11 protein-coding genes and 1 pseudogene are annotated in these 16,973 nt (G+C 71.2%); 2 read left to right on the top strand and 10 right to left on the bottom strand.

Annotated elements, in window-relative coordinates; genetic code table 11:
• Positions 1-13 precede the first annotated feature (13 nt).
• From ACZ69M_RS46885 to ACZ69M_RS46860, 6 genes are all read right to left on the bottom strand, one after another.
• Positions 14-1,537 carry an SDR family NAD(P)-dependent oxidoreductase gene (locus ACZ69M_RS46885; protein ID WP_470059833.1) on the bottom strand — a complete coding sequence of 508 codons (1,524 nt, stop codon included), beginning with the start codon at positions 1,535-1,537 and terminating at the stop codon, positions 14-16.
• A 124-nt stretch (positions 1,538-1,661) separates the two neighbouring features.
• A complete protein-coding gene (locus ACZ69M_RS46880; RefSeq protein WP_470059832.1) occupies positions 1,662-2,993 on the bottom strand; it encodes a wax ester/triacylglycerol synthase family O-acyltransferase in 1,332 nt (443 codons plus the stop codon).
• 262 nt (positions 2,994-3,255) lie between these two features.
• Positions 3,256-5,862 carry a PA14 domain-containing protein gene (locus tag ACZ69M_RS46875; RefSeq protein WP_470059831.1) on the bottom strand — a complete coding sequence of 869 codons (2,607 nt, stop codon included), beginning with the start codon at positions 5,860-5,862 and terminating at the stop codon, positions 3,256-3,258.
• Positions 5,863-6,087: 225 nt separating this feature from the next.
• On the bottom strand, positions 6,088-7,308 hold the full coding sequence (gene glgC / locus ACZ69M_RS46870; RefSeq protein ID WP_054234963.1) for a glucose-1-phosphate adenylyltransferase: 1,221 nt from the start codon (positions 7,306-7,308) through the stop codon (positions 6,088-6,090).
• Positions 7,309-7,389: 81 nt separating this feature from the next.
• Positions 7,390-8,541, bottom strand: coding sequence for a glycogen synthase (gene glgA, locus ACZ69M_RS46865; RefSeq protein ID WP_382139283.1), 1,152 nt, complete (start codon positions 8,539-8,541; stop codon positions 7,390-7,392).
• Between the two features lie 81 nt (positions 8,542-8,622).
• The gene (locus ACZ69M_RS46860; protein WP_470059830.1) at positions 8,623-9,366 is read right to left on the bottom strand and encodes a (2Fe-2S)-binding protein; all 744 of its coding nucleotides are present in this window, start codon (positions 9,364-9,366) and stop codon (positions 8,623-8,625) included.
• Positions 9,367-9,594: 228 nt separating this feature from the next.
• Here ACZ69M_RS46860 and ACZ69M_RS46855 point away from each other — a divergent pair.
• Positions 9,595-10,450 (top strand): annotated as a pseudogene (locus ACZ69M_RS46855) (DMT family transporter); the annotation flags it as partial.
• Positions 10,451-11,113: 663 nt separating this feature from the next.
• Here the strand turns inward: ACZ69M_RS46855 and ACZ69M_RS46850 are convergent.
• Positions 11,114-12,328 carry a transglycosylase family protein gene (locus ACZ69M_RS46850; RefSeq protein WP_470059829.1) on the bottom strand — a complete coding sequence of 405 codons (1,215 nt, stop codon included), beginning with the start codon at positions 12,326-12,328 and terminating at the stop codon, positions 11,114-11,116.
• Positions 12,329-12,610: 282 nt separating this feature from the next.
• Between ACZ69M_RS46850 and gndA the strand changes: the two genes are divergently transcribed.
• Positions 12,611-14,050, top strand: coding sequence for an NADP-dependent phosphogluconate dehydrogenase (gene gndA, locus ACZ69M_RS46845; protein WP_470059828.1), 1,440 nt, complete (start codon positions 12,611-12,613; stop codon positions 14,048-14,050).
• 567 nt (positions 14,051-14,617) lie between these two features.
• Here gndA and ACZ69M_RS46840 read toward each other — a convergent pair.
• From ACZ69M_RS46840 to panD, 3 genes are read right to left on the bottom strand one after another with little or no spacing between them, the layout of a single operon-like run.
• Positions 14,618-15,280 carry an aspartate/glutamate racemase family protein gene (locus ACZ69M_RS46840; protein ID WP_470059827.1) on the bottom strand — a complete coding sequence of 221 codons (663 nt, stop codon included), beginning with the start codon at positions 15,278-15,280 and terminating at the stop codon, positions 14,618-14,620.
• The gene (locus tag ACZ69M_RS46835) at positions 15,280-15,624 is read right to left on the bottom strand and encodes a GNAT family N-acetyltransferase (protein WP_470059826.1); all 345 of its coding nucleotides are present in this window, start codon (positions 15,622-15,624) and stop codon (positions 15,280-15,282) included. The genes ACZ69M_RS46840 and ACZ69M_RS46835 overlap by 1 nt, the downstream gene beginning before the upstream one ends.
• A gap of 60 nt (positions 15,625-15,684) precedes the next feature.
• On the bottom strand, positions 15,685-16,104 hold the full coding sequence (gene panD / locus ACZ69M_RS46830; RefSeq protein WP_470059825.1) for an aspartate 1-decarboxylase: 420 nt from the start codon (positions 16,102-16,104) through the stop codon (positions 15,685-15,687).
• Between the last annotated feature and the right edge of the window lie 869 nt (positions 16,105-16,973).

The raw sequence follows: 16,973 nt of genomic DNA, 5'->3' as shown, positions 1-16,973 counted from the left end.
GCCGGGCGCGCGGTCACCACTTGCCGGGCGCGTAGTCCTTCATGAAGACGCCGTACAGGTCCTCGCCCTGCTCGCCGCGCACGATCGGGTCGTACACCCGGGCCGCACCGTCGATCAGGTCGAGCGGGGCGTGGAAGCCCGCGTCGGCGAGACGCATCTTGTCGGGGTGCGGGCGCTCGTCGGTGATCCAGCCGGTGTCGACGGCGGTCATCAGGATGCGGTCCTTCTCGAACATCTCCTGCGCGCTGGTGCGCGTGAGCATGTTCAGGGCGGCCTTGGCCATGTTGGTGTGCGGGTGGCCCGCACCCTTGTAGCCGCGGTTGAAGACGCCCTCCATGGCGGACACGTTCACGATGTACGTGCGGTCGGCCCCGGAGGCCGCCATCGCCGCGCGCAGCCGGCTGATCAGGATGAAGGGGGCCGTCGAGTTGCAGAGCTGCACCTCGAGGAGCTCGACCGGCGTGACCTCCTCGACCGACTGGATCCAGCTGTTGGTGTCGTGCAGGTCGGGCACGAGGCCACCCGCGTCGATGGCCGTACCGGCCGCGATCCGCTCCAGCGAGGCCGAGCCGGACACCAGGGCCAGGTCGGTGACGTCCTGCGCGGTCAGCGCGCCGCCCCCGGCGACCGGGAGCGCGGCCACCGCGCCGGAGCCGAAGGTGCCGATGACCTCGGCGGGCGGCAGCTCACCGGCGGGCAGCGGGCCGGACTCGGCGGCGAGCAACTCGCTGTAGGCGCCCGGGGAACGGCGAACGGTCTGGGCCGCGTTGTTGATCAGGATGTCCAGCGGGCCCTCGGCGGCGACCGAGTCGGCCAGGGCCACGACCTGCGCCGGGTCGCGCAGGTCGATGCCGACGATCTTCAGGCGGCCGATCCACTCGTCGCTGTCGGGCATGGCCTTGAAGCGGCGGATCGCGTCGTTCGGGAAGCGCGTGGTGATGGTGGTGTGCGCTCCGTCGCGCAGCAGCCGCAGCGCGATGTACATGCCGATCTTGGCCCGGCCGCCGGTGAGCAGCGCGCGCTTGCCGGTGAGGTCGGCGCGGGCGTCGCGGCGGGCGCGGTTCTCGGCGGCGCAGTCCTGGCAGAGCTGGTGGTAGAAGTAGTCGACCTCGACGTACCGCTTCTTGCAGATGTAGCAGGAGCGCGGGCGCTGGAGTATCCCCGCGATCTCGCCGGCGTCGGTGACGGACGAGGGCAGGATGCCCTCGGTCTCGTCGTCGATGCGCTGGGCGGAACCGGTCGCGGTGGACTCGGTGACGGCCTTGTCGTGGGCGGTCTTGGCGGCCCTGCGCTCCTGGCGGCGGCGCTGCTTGACCGTGCGGTAGACGCCCGCGGTGGCGCGGCGCACGGCGATGGCGTCCGGGTGGTCGACCTCGATCTTGTCGAGCTCGTCGAGCACGCTGAGGCAGACGGCCAGCCGCTCCGGGTCGATGCCCGGCCCGTAGGAGACCGCCTCCCCGTCCACGGCGGAAGCCGCCCGGTCGTTCTCAGCCGTGTCGACGGCGAGAGTCGCCTGGCCGTCCTCTGTCACCGTCATCGCGTGTGCCGTTCCTCGGGTCTCGCGCCGCGCTCGAACCGCGCTCGCTTTCGAAGGCGGAATTTTACGGAGCAAGGGGGCAAGGCGCCAAACCCGAGATGATCACCGGTCCCCACGGGCCGTTTCAGGGGCCGCAGGCGATGATCAGCGTCTCCACCTCCTCGGTCAGCGCGCGGGCCAGCCGGTTCAGGTCCGGTACGGCCTGTGCGTCGGCGACGAGCCCGTAGTGGACCCGTCCGCGGTACGTCGACACGGCCACCGCCAGCGCCTGGCCGCGGGCCAGCGGGGCGAGCGGATAGACCTCGGTGAGCGGGCAGCCGCCGAGCATCAGACCGAGGCTGGGCAGCGGCACGCTGGTGACCAGGATGTCGAAGAGCAGCCGGGCCGCCTGGCCGACGACGGGACCACCGAGGCGGTGACCGAGCGGCGGCACATGGTCGGCGAGCAGCGCGACGGCGCCCGCTCCCCGATTGGGTCCCGCGTCCTTGTTGGCGTCCATCGCCGTACGCACCGAACGGAGTCGGCCGAGCGGGTCCGGGTCGTCGACGGGAAGCCGTATCAGGTAACCGGAGAGCCGGTTGCCCTGCGGGTGCGCGGTGCGCGGGCGGCGCCTGGAGACGGGGATCAGGGCGCGGGGCGCGACTCCCTCGCTGCTGTCGCCGCGTTCGTCGAGCCAGTTGCGCAGGGCGCCCGCGACGACGGCGATCAGGACGTCGTTGACGGTGCCGCCGACGCTCTTGCGGACGCGGTGCACATCGTCCAGGTCGAGGGCGACGCCCGCGATCCGGCGGGTGCCGGTGGGCTGCGAGGTGAGGGCGGGCGAGGAGCGGGCGCCGAGGGTGGCGCGGGCGACGGAGCTGCCGATGTCGAGGGCGCGGCCCAGGTCGGAAAGGGTTCCGCGCACCAGGTCGGGCAGTTTGCGGACGTCCGGGAGGAGTCCGCGGGGCGGCTCGGCGGGGCGCGGGCGGGGCTCGGGCAGGTCCAGCGGGTCCATGAGGGCGGCGGCGAGCATCAGTGCCCGCAGGCCGTCGGCCAGCGCGTGGTGGAACTTGAAGAACACCGCGAACGAGGTGCCGTCCTCGCCGGGCAGGACATGTGCCTCCCACGGGGGCCGGCCGCGCTGGAGCGGGCGTTCCATGAGCCGGCCCGCGGCGGCGGGGAAGTCCGCGGTCGGTGCGTGCAGCCGGACGTGGTCGAGAGGTTCGAAGTCGGGCGCGGGTTCCCGGGCCGCGCTCCCGAAGTGGGGCGGGAAGGCGAGGGGCTGCCAGACATCGCGGATCCGCATGCGCAGCCCGGGCACCCCGGCCGCGCGGACCGCGAGCAGTTCGGCGGCGTGCGCGCCCGCGGTCGGCGAGTGCGCGGAGAAGACACCGAGGGCGCCGAGGTGCATCGGGTGCTGGGCGGACTCGATGTTCCAGAACGCCAGGTCGAGTGGTGCGAGGAGATCAGGAGTCAACGGCTTGCTCTCGCTTCGACGACAGGGTGAGCAAGCAGTCAAACCCCGGCAGGCGATTACGGTCAAGTACGATCAAGCTACGCTCAGTTAACAGCAGATTAAGTCCCGCCCCCCGCGAAAGGGGCGGGACACAAGGGGCATGTGAGGTCGGATCAGGATAAGCATCCGGACCGCGGCACGCGCGCCGACGCGCGGCCACGCGAAGGACCGGAAGCGCCGGGTCGCCCGAAGGGCCGCGCAGTCCCTCGAAGGACCCGAGGCGTCAGGGTGCCGGGCAGCCCGTGGGGGTCGCCCGGGACGCGTCGGCGATCAGCGCCTCGTGCGCCGCCCTCAACCTCCCCACGTCCGGCTTCACGACCTTGCGGTCGTAGGTGAGGAGCCCGTTCAGCTCCCCTTCCACGTCCGAGATCTGGGTGTAGACGGCGCCGTTGCCGCCCCGGCACGCGAGTGCTCGTACCTCGGCGAGGCGGGCGAGGTAGTCGTCGGTGTACGTCGACGGGTCCACGTCCACGTACGACTGCTGGACCGACCAGGCGTGCCCGGGCACGGCGAGCCCCAGGCCCCCGTACTCGCCGCTGACGAGCGCGCGTCTGCCGTCGGGAGCCGGTGGGAGCGCGGGGCTCGGATAGCCGTGTTCGTCCATGATGTCGCCGGCGCCGCCGTCGGCGCCCAGGTTCAGCCCCGACATGCCGTTGACGAGCCGGGTCGGATCCCAGGCCTTGGCCTGGTCGGCGATGCGCCCCTCGTCGTACTGGCCCCAGCCCTCGTTGAAGGTCACCCACATCACGACCGACGGACTGCTGATGTGCTGGTCGATCATCAGTTTCATCTCGCGCTCGTACTCGGCGCGGGCCGCCGCGCTCGGGTTCACCCCGGCGGTCATGGCGGGCATGTCCTGCCAGACCAGCAGGCCGAGCCGGTCCGCCCAGTAGAACCAGCGGTCGGGCTCCACCTTGATGTGCTTGCGCACCGCGTTGAAGCCCATCTCCTTGTGCATGCGCAGGTCGTACGCGAGGGCCTCGTCCGTCGGTGCCGTGTACAGGCCGTCGGGCCAGAACCCCTGGTCGAGCGTGGCCATCATGAAGACGGGCTTGCCGTTGAGGACGGTGCGCGGGGTGCCGTCGACCTTCTCGACGGAGATCGAGCGCATCCCGAAGTAGCTGCCGACGCGGTCGCGCCCGACGCTCACCCTGAGGTCGTAGAGGAAGGGGTCCTCCGGCGACCAGAGGCGCGGGTGGGCGATCTTCAAGGTCAGCGGCTGTCCGGTGCGGCCGGTGACGGTGGCGACCTTCCGCCCTCCCTCGTACGCCGTCGCCGTGACCGGCAGCCCCTCGCGCACGCCCTTCGGTTCCACGGTGAGCCGGCCGCCGTCGACGTCCGGAGTGAGCTTGAGCGAGTCGACGTGGTCCGGGGCGACCGGCTCCATCCACACCGTCTGCCAGATGCCGGAGGTCGGGGTGTACCAGATTCCGCTGGGGTCGAGGCGCTGCTTGCCGAGCGGCGGGTTCTCGCCGGACGCGGCGTCGGTCGGGTCGTACACGCCGACGATCAGCTCCTGGGTGCGGCCGGGCTTCAGCGCGTCGGTGACGTCGGCGCCGAACTTGTCGTAGCCGCCCCGGTGTTCGGCGACCCTGACCCCGTTGACGTACACCTCGGACTGCCAGTCGACGCCACCGAAGTTCAGCAGGAGCCGTTGGCCCGAGCCGATGTGCCAGTCGGCCGGGACGGTGAAGGTGCGGCGGTACCACATGCGGTCCTCGTGGCGTTCGACGCCGGACAGCTGGGACTCCACGGGGTACGGGACGAGGATGTGCTCGCCGAGCGTCTTCCCGACCGGGGGCTGCTCCCCCGCGGTGGCGGCGGCGAACTGCCAGCGCCCGTTGAGGTTGCGCCAGGCGTCACGCGTGAGCTGGGGGCGGGGGTATTCCGGCAGGGCGTTGTCCGGTCCGACCTGGTCGGCCCACTTCGTGCGCAGCTCGTACGTGGAGCCGTTGTGGCCGCTGCTCCAGAAGGCGCCGATCGCCTTGCCGTCCCCGGCGGCGGCGAGGCCGCCCGTGCCGTCATAGCGCAGGTCGGCGTTGCCGCGTGCGGTGCCGGTCCTGTTGCCGACGACGGGCTCCTTGAGCGTGACGAGGAGGGATCTGGGGTCGGCGGGGTCCAACTCGGCGGCTCCCAGCGGCCACTTGGCGCCGCCGATCACGGCCTGGAGGTGGTCGACGACGGCGGCCGGGGGCGCGGACAGTTCCCGTGCGAAGTCGAGCCTGAGGGTGCGGCCGTCCGGCTGGACGGTGGTCGCGAGGGCGCCGTCGTAGTCGTAGCCGTCGGGCAGCAGGAACGCCGACTGCGGGATCGTCACCTTGGCGCCGCCGGGTTCGGTCCAGCGCAGATGGAGGTTGGAGCCGCCGTAGTGCTCGAAGTACTCGAGCTTGAAGTCGTAGGCGTGACCTGCCGTCAGATCGATGGGCTCGGAGGTCTGTTCGCGATCCCAGTCGTCCACCCAGTGGTCGATGACGGGTCTGCCGTCGATCCAGAGGCGGAAACCGTTGTCGCCGATGATCGAGAAGGTGGTGGCTCCGCTCTTCTCCGGTACGAGTTTGCCGGTCCAGCGGACACTGACATCGTTGTCCTGGCCCGTCGCGAAGCGCAGTCGGGGTTCCAGGTCGTCGAAGTCGAGCCGCGGGTCGAAGCCGGTGGCCTTGAGTTCGTGGAAGTCGAAGGCTCCGGGGGCGGACTGGGTGTAGTAGTCGCCCTTCAGTCCGTGGACCGCGACGGGATCGTCGGCCGCGGCGGGCACGGAGGCGAGTCCCGCGGCGCCGAGGGCCGCGGCGAGCAGTAACGCGAGTCGGTTTCTGAGTCGTCCGAAACGCACGGATCCTCCTCGTTGAGGACGGGTGGGGGGACGGTGGTGAGGACGGTTGCCGGGCGGGCCCGGGATGGGCGTGGGGCGGGTGGCGCGGCTCTTGCTCAGACGGAACAACGTTGTCACCAACGGCAGTTGGCATGACAACACGGGGTTCCGCTCTCTGTCCAGGGACATGACAACGACCCCGATGGGCACGGACGCACCGGGGCCGTTGTCGGTCACCGTCGGCCGCTACGGCACGATCCGACCCTTGCCCAGCGCGATCACCCCGCCCTTGGAGACCGTGTAGAGATCCGCGTCGCGCTCGGGGTTGACTCCGATCGTCGCGCCCGGCGGCACCTCGACGTTCTTGTCGAGAACCGCGCCGCGCACCACCGCGCCCCTCCCTATGTGGACGTTGTCGTGCAGGATCGAGCCCTGGACGACGGCTCCCGGGTCGACCACGACACCCGGCGAGAGCACGGACCGCGTGACCTGGCCCCGGATCAGACTGCCCGCGCTGACGATCGACTCGCTCGCGATGCCTCCGGCGTTGAATCTCGCCGGGGAGAGCTGTCCGGAACTGGTGTAGATGGGCCAGCTGCGGTTGTAGAGGTTGAAGGCGGGGCGTTCGGCGATCAGGTCCATGTGGGCGTCGTAGTAGGCGTCGAGGGTGCCCACGTCACGCCAGTAGCCCTGGTCGCGGGTGGTCTCGCCGGGCACGTGGTTGTCGCTGAAGTCGTAGAGCTGTGCCTCGCCGCGGTCGGTGAGCATGGGCAGAATCGATCCCCCCATGTCGTGCACCGAGTGCACGTCCTCGGCGTCCCGCTGGAGCGCCTCCACCAGAGCCTTGGTGGTGAAGATGTAGTTGCCCATCGAGGCGAAGACGCACTCGGGGTCGTCGGGCAGGCCCGGCGGGTCGGCGGGCTTCTCCAGGAAGCCCTCCACGGTCTGTCCGTCGGAGCCGGGGCTGATGACCCCGAAGGAGGACGACTCGGCGCGCGGCACCCGTATCCCGGCGACGGTCACACCCGCGCCGCCCTCGATGTGCTGGGCGAGCATCTGCCGGGGGTCCATGCGGTAGACGTGGTCGGCGCCGAACACCGCGATGTAGTCGGGCCGTTCGTCGTGCACGAGGTTGAGGGACTGCAGGATCGCGTCCGCGCTGCCCAGGTACCAGCGCGGGCCGAGCCGCTGCTGGGCCGGGACCGGTGTGACGTAGTTGCCGAGCAGGCTCGACATCCGCCAGGTCGTCGTGACATGGCGGTCCAGGGAGTGCGACTTGTACTGCGTCAGGACGCAGATGCGCAGGATGTCGGCGTTGACGAGATTGGAGAGTACGAAGTCCACCAGGCGGTACGTCCCGCCGAAGGTGACCGCGGGTTTCGCGCGGTCCGCGGTGAGAGGCATGAGCCGTTTGCCCTCTCCACCCGCAAGGACGATTCCCAGTACCGAAGGTCCACCGCGCCGCATGCCGCCGCCCCTCTGAGCCCGGTCGAGCCGCGCCCGCTGTGCCGGGCCGGCCCCGCTGCTTGAACTACGCCTGTCAGATGGTTACCCCGGTTTGAGGACTTCCTCGTAAAGCTGGACGGTCCGCCGGGCCACCGCGTCCCATCCGAACTCCCGCACCGCGCGCTCCCGTCCGGCCTCACCCATCCGCCGGGCGGCCCGGGGATCGGCGAGCACGGAGTCGAGGGCGAGCGCCAGACCCGCCTCGAAGTTCTCCTCGACCGGCACCAGGACACCCGTCACGCCGTCCTCGACCACCTCGGGTATCCCCCCGACCCGCGACGCCACCACGGCCGTTCCACACGCCATCGCCTCCAGGTTGACGATGCCGAGCGGCTCGTACACCGAGGGGCACACGAAGACGGCGGCGTGCGTGAGGAGTTGGACGACGTCCGGGCGGGGCAGCATCTGCGGGATCCAGTGCAGGCCCCGGCGTACGGCACTCAGTTCCTGGAAGAGATCACGGAACTCCCGGTCGATCTCGGGGGTGTCGGGGGCGCCCGCGCACAGCACCACCTGCACGGCCGGGTCCAGGTCCCGTACCGCGCGCAGCAGGTGGGGCACGCCCTTCTGGCGGGTGATGCGGCCGACGAACAGTACATAGGGGCGGGCGGTGTCGATGCCGATGCGCTCCAGGACGTCCGTGCCGTGATCCGGGCGGTAGAGGGCGGTGTCGATGCCGTTGTGCACGACACGCACCTTGGCCGGGTCCAGGGCGGGGTAGCAGGTGAGGATGTCCTCGCGCATGGCGCCGGACACGGCGATGACGGCGTCAGCGGCCTCGACGGCGGTGCGCTCGGCCCAGCTGGACAAGGCGTAGCCGCCGCCGAGCTGCTCGGCCTTCCAGGGGCGCAGCGGCTCCAGGGAGTGGGCGGTCATGACGTGCGGGATGCCGTACAGGAGCTTGCCGAAGTGGCCGGCGAGGTTGGCGTACCAGGTGTGCGAGTGGACGAGTTCGCGGCCTTCGAGGGCGGCGGCCATGGCGAGGTCCACGGAGAAGGTGCGCAGCGCGTCGTTGGCGCCGTCGAGCGAGGACCAGGACCGGTGGCGCACGACGCCGCCCGCGGCGCCCTCGCCCCAGCAGTGCACGTCCAGGTCCGTGAGGGTCCGCAACTCCCGGGCGAGGAACTCGACATGGACGCCCGCGCCGCCGTACACGTCCGGCGGGTACTCCCGGGTCAGCAGTCCCACTCGCACGCAGAGCCCCCCGTCGTACCGGATACCGGCTGGTGCCTTTCATGGTCACCCAGAAGGGACGCTTGGGGAAGACCGCGGTGCTCAGCGACGGCCCGGAGCCCCGCCCCGCGTCCGGCCCGGCGGGCTGTCGAAGCAGCAGTCGCCGCACAGGCCGCCGCCGGGGAGCCGGTAGTAGAGGCAGCAGCTGCGGCGGCGCAGGGTACGGAGGTCGACGGTCTCGGCCAGGTCGGGATCCGTGAACAGGTCGGCAGTGAGGGCGCGGGCCCGATCGGCCACGTCGATACGGCCGTTGGCCTCGGCCCAGCGGTGCAGCTGGCGCCAGGCACCCGCGAGCGCCGAGCCCGCGTTCCCCCACAACAGACCCTCCGACATGCGGTGTCGGGTGCGCAGAGCCGCCGCCAGCGGGGCGAGGTGGCCGTCCCGTACGACCTCTCCGATCGCCGCCACCGGCAGGGCGCGCACCTCGGACAGCCACAGGTCGTCCGGAGCGCTGCCGTCCGGATCCCACCGCAGCAGCCCCGGGTCGAGGTCCGGCAGCTGCCCGTACAGCGCGGCGGCACCGAGCGAGACCGACCACAGACGGGCCGCGAGGCCCTGCTGCGTCACCGAGACCGCGATGCGGGGCTCGGGCGCCCGCAGACTCGCCGCGACCTTCCGGACACGAAAATTCAGAGGATCCGACCAGACATCTCTGGGATCATCGTCCCGGGGAGACGCGTACGCCTGTGCGAGCGTCGGCAGCGGGGCGCCCGGCGGTACGCCGGTGCGTAGTACGAAGAAGCCGCCGAGCGAGCCGAGCGCCGCGAGTTCCGGGTCGAGGTCCACGAACAGCAGTAGTACCAAGCCCCCTAGGGGTTCTCACCGGAGGGTCTCCCTCTCATGTCGCCCACCCAGGGGAGGACATGGGGCGAGTCGTACTCCATCGGCAGTACTACTCATTGCCTGCTCAGGTACGACGACGTGAACGGATGCGCGAGGCATCGTAGTGGGTATGAAGGCCGATCGTTCGCCGCGCCGGGCACAGCGCCCCCGCCGCACGCAGAGGAGGGACTCATGAGCGCGCTCGCGCTGTCCGTCCTGCTCTCGTTCGTCTCCGCCGTTGCGTACGCGGGCGGCGCGATCGTCCAGGAGCAGGTCGCGCTGACCTCTCCCGACCAGACGTACGCGCCGTTGCGCCGCCCCGGCTGGTGGGCGGCGGTCGCCCTGAGCGGCGTCGGCGGGGTGCTGCACGTGGTGGCGCTCGCCTACGGCCCGCTGAGCCTGGTGCAGCCGCTGGGCGCGCTGACCATCGTGTTCGCGCTCCCCATGGCGGCCGTCTTCGTCGGCCGCAAGGCCGGGGCGACCGCCTGGCGTGGCGCGATCATGGCCACGGTGGGCCTCGCGGTCCTGCTCGCCCTGGTCGGCTCGGCCGACTCGCAGTCCCTGAGCGACACCCAGATCACGGTCCTCGCCGTGGTGTCGGGCGGTGCGGTGGCGGCCTTCATGGTGGCGGGCCGCGCCGCGCACCGGCACCCGGCCGTGCGCAGCGTGATGCTCGCGGTGGGGTCCGGCATTGCCTTCAGCATGTCCTCGGTGTTCACCAAGACCGTCGCGGTGGACTGGTCGCACCAGGTCTCGCTCGCCGACCTGCCGAGCCTCGTCCTCATAGGTGTCTTCGCGACGGCCGGGATGCTGCTGTCGCAGGCCTCCTACCGGGGCGGCGGTCTCGCGGCGCCGCTGGCCACGCTGACGGTCGTCAACCCCGTCGTGGCGGCCGCCGTCGGCATCACGATGTTCGGCGAGACCTTCCGCTACGGCGAGACGGGCACCGTGCTCGCGCTGGCCTGCGGAGTCGTCGCGGCGGGCGGTCTGATCCTGCTCACGACCGAGCAGATCGGCAGCGCCCGGAACACCGCGGAGGTCGCCCCACTCACCGCCGCGGAGACCGAGCCCGCGCCGGAAGCCGCCACGCCGGACTCCGCGTTGGAGGCACTGCTGCTCGCGGCGCTGCCCGAGCAGTCCACAGGACGGGGCCACGAGGACGAGCCGACCAAGAGCCACGCCAAGGCGTTCGGCGCGGGATTCGAGGAGACGTTCGACGCCGAGCTCGGAGACGGACTCGGCGCGGGGCTCGGAAGCGGACTCGGCGCGGGGCTCGGGGAGGCGTTCGACACCGGGCTCGGCAACGGATTCGACGCGGGCCTCGGCAGCGGACTCGGGGCCGGGCTCGGAGAGGGGTTCGACAGCGGGCTCCGGAACGGAATCGGCACCGGGCTCGGAGCCGGGCTCGGAAACGGCTTCGACAGCGGGCTCGGAAGCGGACTCGGGGCCGGGCTCGGAGAGGGGTTCGACAGCGGGCTCGGAGACGGAATCGGCGCGGGGCTCGTAAACGGACTTGGCGTGGACCGCGGCGGCGAGGACGTCTTCCTACCGGCTGCGGCGATGGTGGGGGCCGCGGAGAGCGCGCCCGACCCGGCCGACTCACCCGAGTCGTCCGAGGAGGACACGCCGCCCGCACTGGCCTATTTCGGCCCCCTGTGCGGGCCCTACGTCGTGGCGACGCCCCTGCTGGACCACCATCACCGCACGCGCGTCAAATCCTGACGCCGCCCGCCCTCAGGTAGGCGACCGGGTCGATGTCCGTGCCGAAACCGGGCCCCGTCCGCACCTCGAAGTGCAGATGCGGGCCCGTGCTGTTGCCCGTGGAACCGGAGCGGCCGAGGCGCTGGCCGCCCACCACGCTCTGCCCGTCCTTCACCGAGATCGCCGACAGATGGGCGTACTGGGTGTAACGGCCGTCGGCGTGCCGGATCACCACCTGGTAGCCGAACGAACCGCCCCAGCCCGCGCTGACGACCTGGCCCGCGGCGACCGCCTTCACGGAGGTGCCGGTGGGCACCGGGAAGTCGACGCCCGTGTGGTAGCCCTTCGACCAGGACGCACCGGCGGCGCGGTAGGGCGTGCCGGTCGCGGCGTGCACGGGGGCGACGAGCGTGTCGGTCTTCTTGGCGGTGTCCGAGGACGTCTTGTGCGAGGAGGTCTGGTGCGGGGACGGTTTGTGCGTGGACGTCTTGTCGGGGGTCTTCTGCTTCTTCGGCGCGGACGAGGGGGTGCTCCCCGTGTGCGCCGGGGTCTGGCCCTTGCCCCGCAGGTTCAGCCGCTGGCCCGGCAGGATCAGGTCCGGGTCGGAGCCGACGGTGCTGCGGTTCGCGTCGTACAACCGCTGCCAACCGCCCTGGACGTGGCGGGATCCCGCGATGCCGGAGAGCGTGTCTCCGTGGACGACGGTGTACATCTCGGCGGTGCCGGCCCGCGACTGGGGTGTGGTCTGCGGCTGGACGTCGCGCACGGAGCGCTTGGTGGTCTGGGGCGAGGTGTCCGACCTGGTGCCGGTCCGCTCGGCGGCCGGGGTGATGTCGGGGGTGTCCCCGCCCCGCGTGAGACCGGCGCGCACCGAGCAGACCGGCCAGGCACCGGGTCCCTGGCCCTTGAGCACCCTCTCGGCGATGGCGATCTGCTGGTCCTTGGTGGCCTGATCCGCGCGCGGGGCGTAGACGTGCCCCCCGTACGCCTCCCAGGTGGACTGCGTGAACTGGAGTCCGCCGTAGTAGCCGTTGCCGGTGTTGATGCTCCAGTTGTCGGTGGACTCGCAGGCGGCGACCTTGTTCCAGGTGTCCACGTCGGCCGCGTGCGCGACGCCGGTGCCGATCAGCGGGAGTGCCATTCCGGCGCCGCCCGCCGTGACGGTGAGTGAGGCGCGGTTGATCCTGTTCGGCTGATACCGGCGGTGCCGGCCGCGTACGGCCATGTGGGAGCCCCCTCGACATGCGTCAGGAGCGGCAAAAGTAAGCGCTGCGAACAGGCCATGACAAGAGCGCAATCGGCCGTGCTGTGCGCCCCGGGCGGCGCTCCCTCGCCCGGAGAGGCAGCGGGTCGTTCTTCTGCGTACACGTCTGCGACACGTCAGGATGGCCGGAGGAGTACTGACGAACGGGAACGGCAGGATCACCGGCAGTACCGATACCGACTGATACCGACTGATACCGATGAATACCAAGTCCTCTTACCGGATCTCTTAGGAGCCAACCGTATGAGCAACTCAGCCCAGATCGGCGTCACGGGTCTCGCGGTCATGGGGCGCAATCTCGCCCGTAACTTCGCCCGCAACGGCTACACGGTCGCCCTGCACAACAGGACCGCGGCCCGGACGCACGCGCTGGTGGAGGAATTCGGCCACGAGGGCGACTTCGTGGCGACGGAGACCGCGAAGGAGTTCGTCGAGGCACTGGAGCGGCCGCGACGCCTGATGATCATGGTGAAGGCCGGTGAGCCGACCGACGCGGTGATCCAGGAGTTCGCCCCGCTCCTTGAGCCCGGCGACATGATCATCGACGGTGGCAACGCGCACTTCGAGGACACCCGGCGCAGGGAGCACGACCTGCGGGCCCAGGGCATCCACTTCGTCGGCACGGGCGTGTCCGGCGGCGAGGAGGGCGCGCTGAACGGGCCGAGCATCATGCCGGGCGGCTCGAAGGAGTCGTACGCGTCGCTCGGTCCGATGCTGGAGAAGATCTCCGCGAAGGCGCCGGACGGCTCTCCCTGCGTGACCCACTGCGGTCCGGACGGCGCCGGGCACTTCGTGAAGATGGTGCACAACGGCATCGAGTACGCCGACATGCAGCTGATCGGCGAGGCCTACCAGCTGCTGCGCGATGTCGCCGGGTACTCCCCCGCGCAGATCGCCGACATCTTCCGCACCTGGAACACCGGCCGGCTCGACTCCTACCTGATCGAGATCACGGCGGAGGTACTGTCGCACGTGGACGCGGCGACGGGCAAGCCGTTCGTGGACGTGGTCCAGGACCGCGCGGAGCAGAAGGGCACGGGCCGCTGGACCGTGCAGATCGCGCTGGACCTGGGCGTTCCGGTGTCCGGCATCGCGGAGGCGGTCTTCGCCCGCTCGCTGTCCGGGCACGCCGACCTGCGCGCCGCCTCCCGCGAGCTCGCGGGCCCCAAGGCGAAGCCGCTCGGGGCGTCCGAGGCGGCGGCCTTCGCGGACCGGGTGGAGCAGGCGCTGTACGCCTCGAAGATCGTGTCGTACACGCAGGGCTTCCACGAGATCAGCGCGGGCAGCGACCAGTACGACTGGGACATCGACCTCGGTGCCGTCTCCGCGATCTGGCGCGGCGGCTGCATCATCCGGGCGGTGTTCCTGGACCGGATCCGCGCCGCGTACGACGCCCGGCCCGATCTGCCGAGCCTGCTGTCCGACGAGACGTTCGCGCAGGAGATCGCGGCGGCGCAGGACGACTGGCGTGAGGTCCTGGTGGCCGCCACGCGCCAGGGCGTGCCCGCACCCGGCTTCTCCGCGGCCCTCGCGTACTACGACGCGCTGCGCGCCGACCGGCTGCCCGCCGCCCTGACGCAGGGGCAGCGGGACTTCTTCGGGGCGCACACCTACCGGCGCGTCGACCGGGAGGGCTCGTTCCACACGCTGTGGGGCGGCGACAGGTCGGAGGTCGAGGCGTAGGCAGACGTAGGGGTAACGGGCATACGGGTACCGGGCGTACGGGTACTCCGCGCCACCGAGGCCGTCACCTCCCTGGAACCCGGGGCGTGACGGCCTCTGCCGTTCACCCGTTCACCAGTCCGCTCGGCTGTTCACGTGAGCGGGGGTCCCGGATCGGGGTTCGGTACCGGCTCGGGGCCCGGCGGCACCGGGCCCGGGCTGGGCGGCACCGGGCCGGGGCTCGGTGGGGTCGGCTCGGGGCCCGGTGGGGTCGGCACCGGGGTCGGTGGAGGGGTGGGCTTCGGTGGGGGGTGAGGGCCCGGATCCGGGGTCGGGTCCGGGAAGGGGTGGGGGTCCGGGAAGGGCTGCGGGCGGTCGGGGCCCGGCCCCGGCGTGGGACCCGGTTGCACCGGATCGGGGTTCGGATGCGTCATGGTGTCCTCCAGCCAGTCGATACGTCGGCCCTGGACTTGTCCCACGCGTACCCGGCCACCGCTCCCCCAGTCACCCCGTCGCGCGGGGCGCGCGGACCAGTTGGACCAGAGGGACCCGGCCGTTGCACCGGTGGCGCGCCCACCCATGGCATATCTACTGGTGGAGCGTCCATCCGTGGCGCACCGCGTCCGCACCGGCCGCGAGCCCGGGGCGGGGGCTGGACAATACCGGGACCGCGGTCGTGGTCAGACGCTGGGCCGGGGTCATGGACGCCTGGGCGAGGACGATCGCGTCGGCGTCGGTGACCGAGTCGGCGGCCGCCGCCACGCTGCGGACGTATCCGTCGGTGTCGCCCGCCTCGAAACGGGCCCAGGCCCCGTCGACCAGCAACGTACGGACCTGTACGGAGCGCCCGGCGGTGCGGGCCTCCTCCTCGACGAGGGCGACCGTCGGCTCCAAGGTGCTCTCCGACGTCGCGACGACCATCACGCGGGGGCCCGCGGCGACCGCGGCGGCGGCCATCGGACGGTCCACCCGGAGCACGGGTACCGCGGCGCCCGCCTCCTCGGCGACGGCGCCGATGGTCGAGCAGGTGCACAGCACGGCACGCGCCCCGTCGACGACGGCCCGGTCGAGGGCAGCCCGCACCTCGCCGGCCACCGCGGCCGGACCCTCGCGCCGGGCCCGGGCCAGCAGTTCCTCGTCCACCATGTGCCGCAGTTCCAGCCCCTGGTGGTCCTCGTCGCGCAGCGCGTCGAAGACGGGGATGTGCAGGGGCGAGGTGTGCAGCAGGGCGAGCGGACCCGATCGGTTCATCAGAAGCGCCCGGGGTGCGCCTCGAGCCACTCCATCGCCGCTCCGAGCAGCTCCGGGTCGGCCGCCGGGGCCTCCTCGGGGTGGCGCGCCGCCCACTTCACGACGTACGGGCACAGGGGCGCGACCACGATGCCCTCGCGCGCGGCGATGCCGTACAGCTCACGGGCGAGGGAGCCCGCGATGCCCTTCCCCTCGTGCGCGGGTTCCACGATGGTGTGCACGGGGACGAGGGCGCGTGCGGGGGCCTCAAGGACGAAGTACTCGATGTGACCGACCACTTCGTCCCCGGCGATCGCCTCGAGGCGGCCGCCCGCTCGGTCGTCGCGGATCTCTATGTCGCTCATGGGCAACTCCTCGCGTCCTCAGGTCATCTGCTTGCTCAGCCGCTGCCCCGGGCCCGGGGTTCAGACGGTGACCGCCTGCGGGCTGCGCTCCTGGTCCGAGCCCGGCACCGGCTCGGACGGATCGGCGCCGAGGGCCACGATCCGGTTGTCGTGGTCCACGTGCACGACCCTCGGCCGCAGTGCCCGCGCCTCGGCGTCGGAGACCTGAGCGTAACTGATGATGATCACCAGATCTCCGGGGTGCACGAGATGGGCCGCCGCCCCGTTGATCCCGACGACCCCGGAACCGCGCTCGCCCTCGATGACGTACGTCTCCAGGCGGGCGCCGTTGGTGATGTCGACGATGTGCACGAGCTCACCCGGCAGCAGATCCGCGGCGTCGAGCAGATCGGCGTCGATCGTGACCGATCCGACGTAGTGCAGGTCGGCCTGGGTGACGGTGGCACGGTGGATCTTGGACTTGAACATGGTACGCATCATCGAGGTACTCCTGGACTTAGGCTCCCTGCCTGCGTTTTTGCAGGTCAAGGGCGGTTTCCCAACCCTACAACGAGTCGCATGCCCGGGCAGCGTTCCCAAGGTTTTCCAGGACTCACGCTGACCACTTGCCGACTTTCCTGACACGTCGTCAGGCGATTGCGGGAGGGCTTCGCCCGCTCTCCCGGGTCCCACCGCGACAACGGCACCAGCCTACGCAGCACCGCCCGGAGGGCGTCCGTGATCACCGTCACTCCGGCGCTCTGGGTGGCAGTCAGGGACGAAGGCGGTCGGCTGCACAGCCCCGGAACACCAGTGGGCAGAACCGGCGATTCTCATGGCTATGGCGATAGCTCGTCCGGTGACTCTTGGCGGTGGCACAGGGCGGGTGCCGGCGACGTCTGAAATCCGACCAGAGCAGAGCGCGAGCCGATGCCGCGATCTGCGGGTCGGCAAGCTCGGGGCCACGGCGGTCCGCTACGGCTAGGGCCTGTCGTTTGGATCAGGTCGTTTCGGGCGACGGGGCTTGATCAGTGCCGGCGTGCCAGACCCCGCGGCCCAGGCCTGATCCAAACGACAGGCCCTAGGGCTGGGCAGGGCGGGTCCGGCGTGCCGTACCGGGCAGAGCGACCTGTCTGGGGCGAAGAGGGCCAACCACCCTTGCCCCGCTCGACGGCGCTGTGTCGGTGCGATGGGTCCGCTCGCAATCGACGAGACATCCACGCGCCGAGCAGGTCTGGAGTCGTATCACCGACCGCAAGTTGATCGGGTTCGCGGCTAAGGGCTGTCCCGTAACTGATCTTGAGATCGATGCAGCTGCGGCTGCGGCCCAAGGCGATGTGCCCCTCCTCCCTATCCGGCAAGGACGAGGT

Source organism: Streptomyces sp. NPDC107454 (assembly GCF_055582885.1).
This window is presented reverse-complemented; position numbering and strand designations above follow the sequence as displayed.

Excerpts from the sequence above, each read along its gene's own strand:
- gndA (WP_470059828.1), top strand. The coding sequence starts at position 12,611 with ATGAGCAACTCAGCCCAGATCGGCGTCACGGGTCTCGCGGTCATGGGG.
- panD (WP_470059825.1), bottom strand. The coding sequence starts at position 16,104 with ATGATGCGTACCATGTTCAAGTCCAAGATCCACCGTGCCACCGTCACC.
- glgC (WP_054234963.1), bottom strand. The coding sequence starts at position 7,308 with ATGCGGCGCGGTGGACCTTCGGTACTGGGAATCGTCCTTGCGGGTGGA.
- ACZ69M_RS46850 (WP_470059829.1), bottom strand. The coding sequence starts at position 12,328 with ATGGCCGTACGCGGCCGGCACCGCCGGTATCAGCCGAACAGGATCAAC.
- ACZ69M_RS46835 (WP_470059826.1), bottom strand. The coding sequence starts at position 15,624 with ATGAGCGACATAGAGATCCGCGACGACCGAGCGGGCGGCCGCCTCGAG.
- ACZ69M_RS46840 (WP_470059827.1), bottom strand. The coding sequence starts at position 15,280 with ATGAACCGATCGGGTCCGCTCGCCCTGCTGCACACCTCGCCCCTGCAC.
- ACZ69M_RS46885 (WP_470059833.1), bottom strand. The coding sequence starts at position 1,537 with ATGACGGTGACAGAGGACGGCCAGGCGACTCTCGCCGTCGACACGGCT.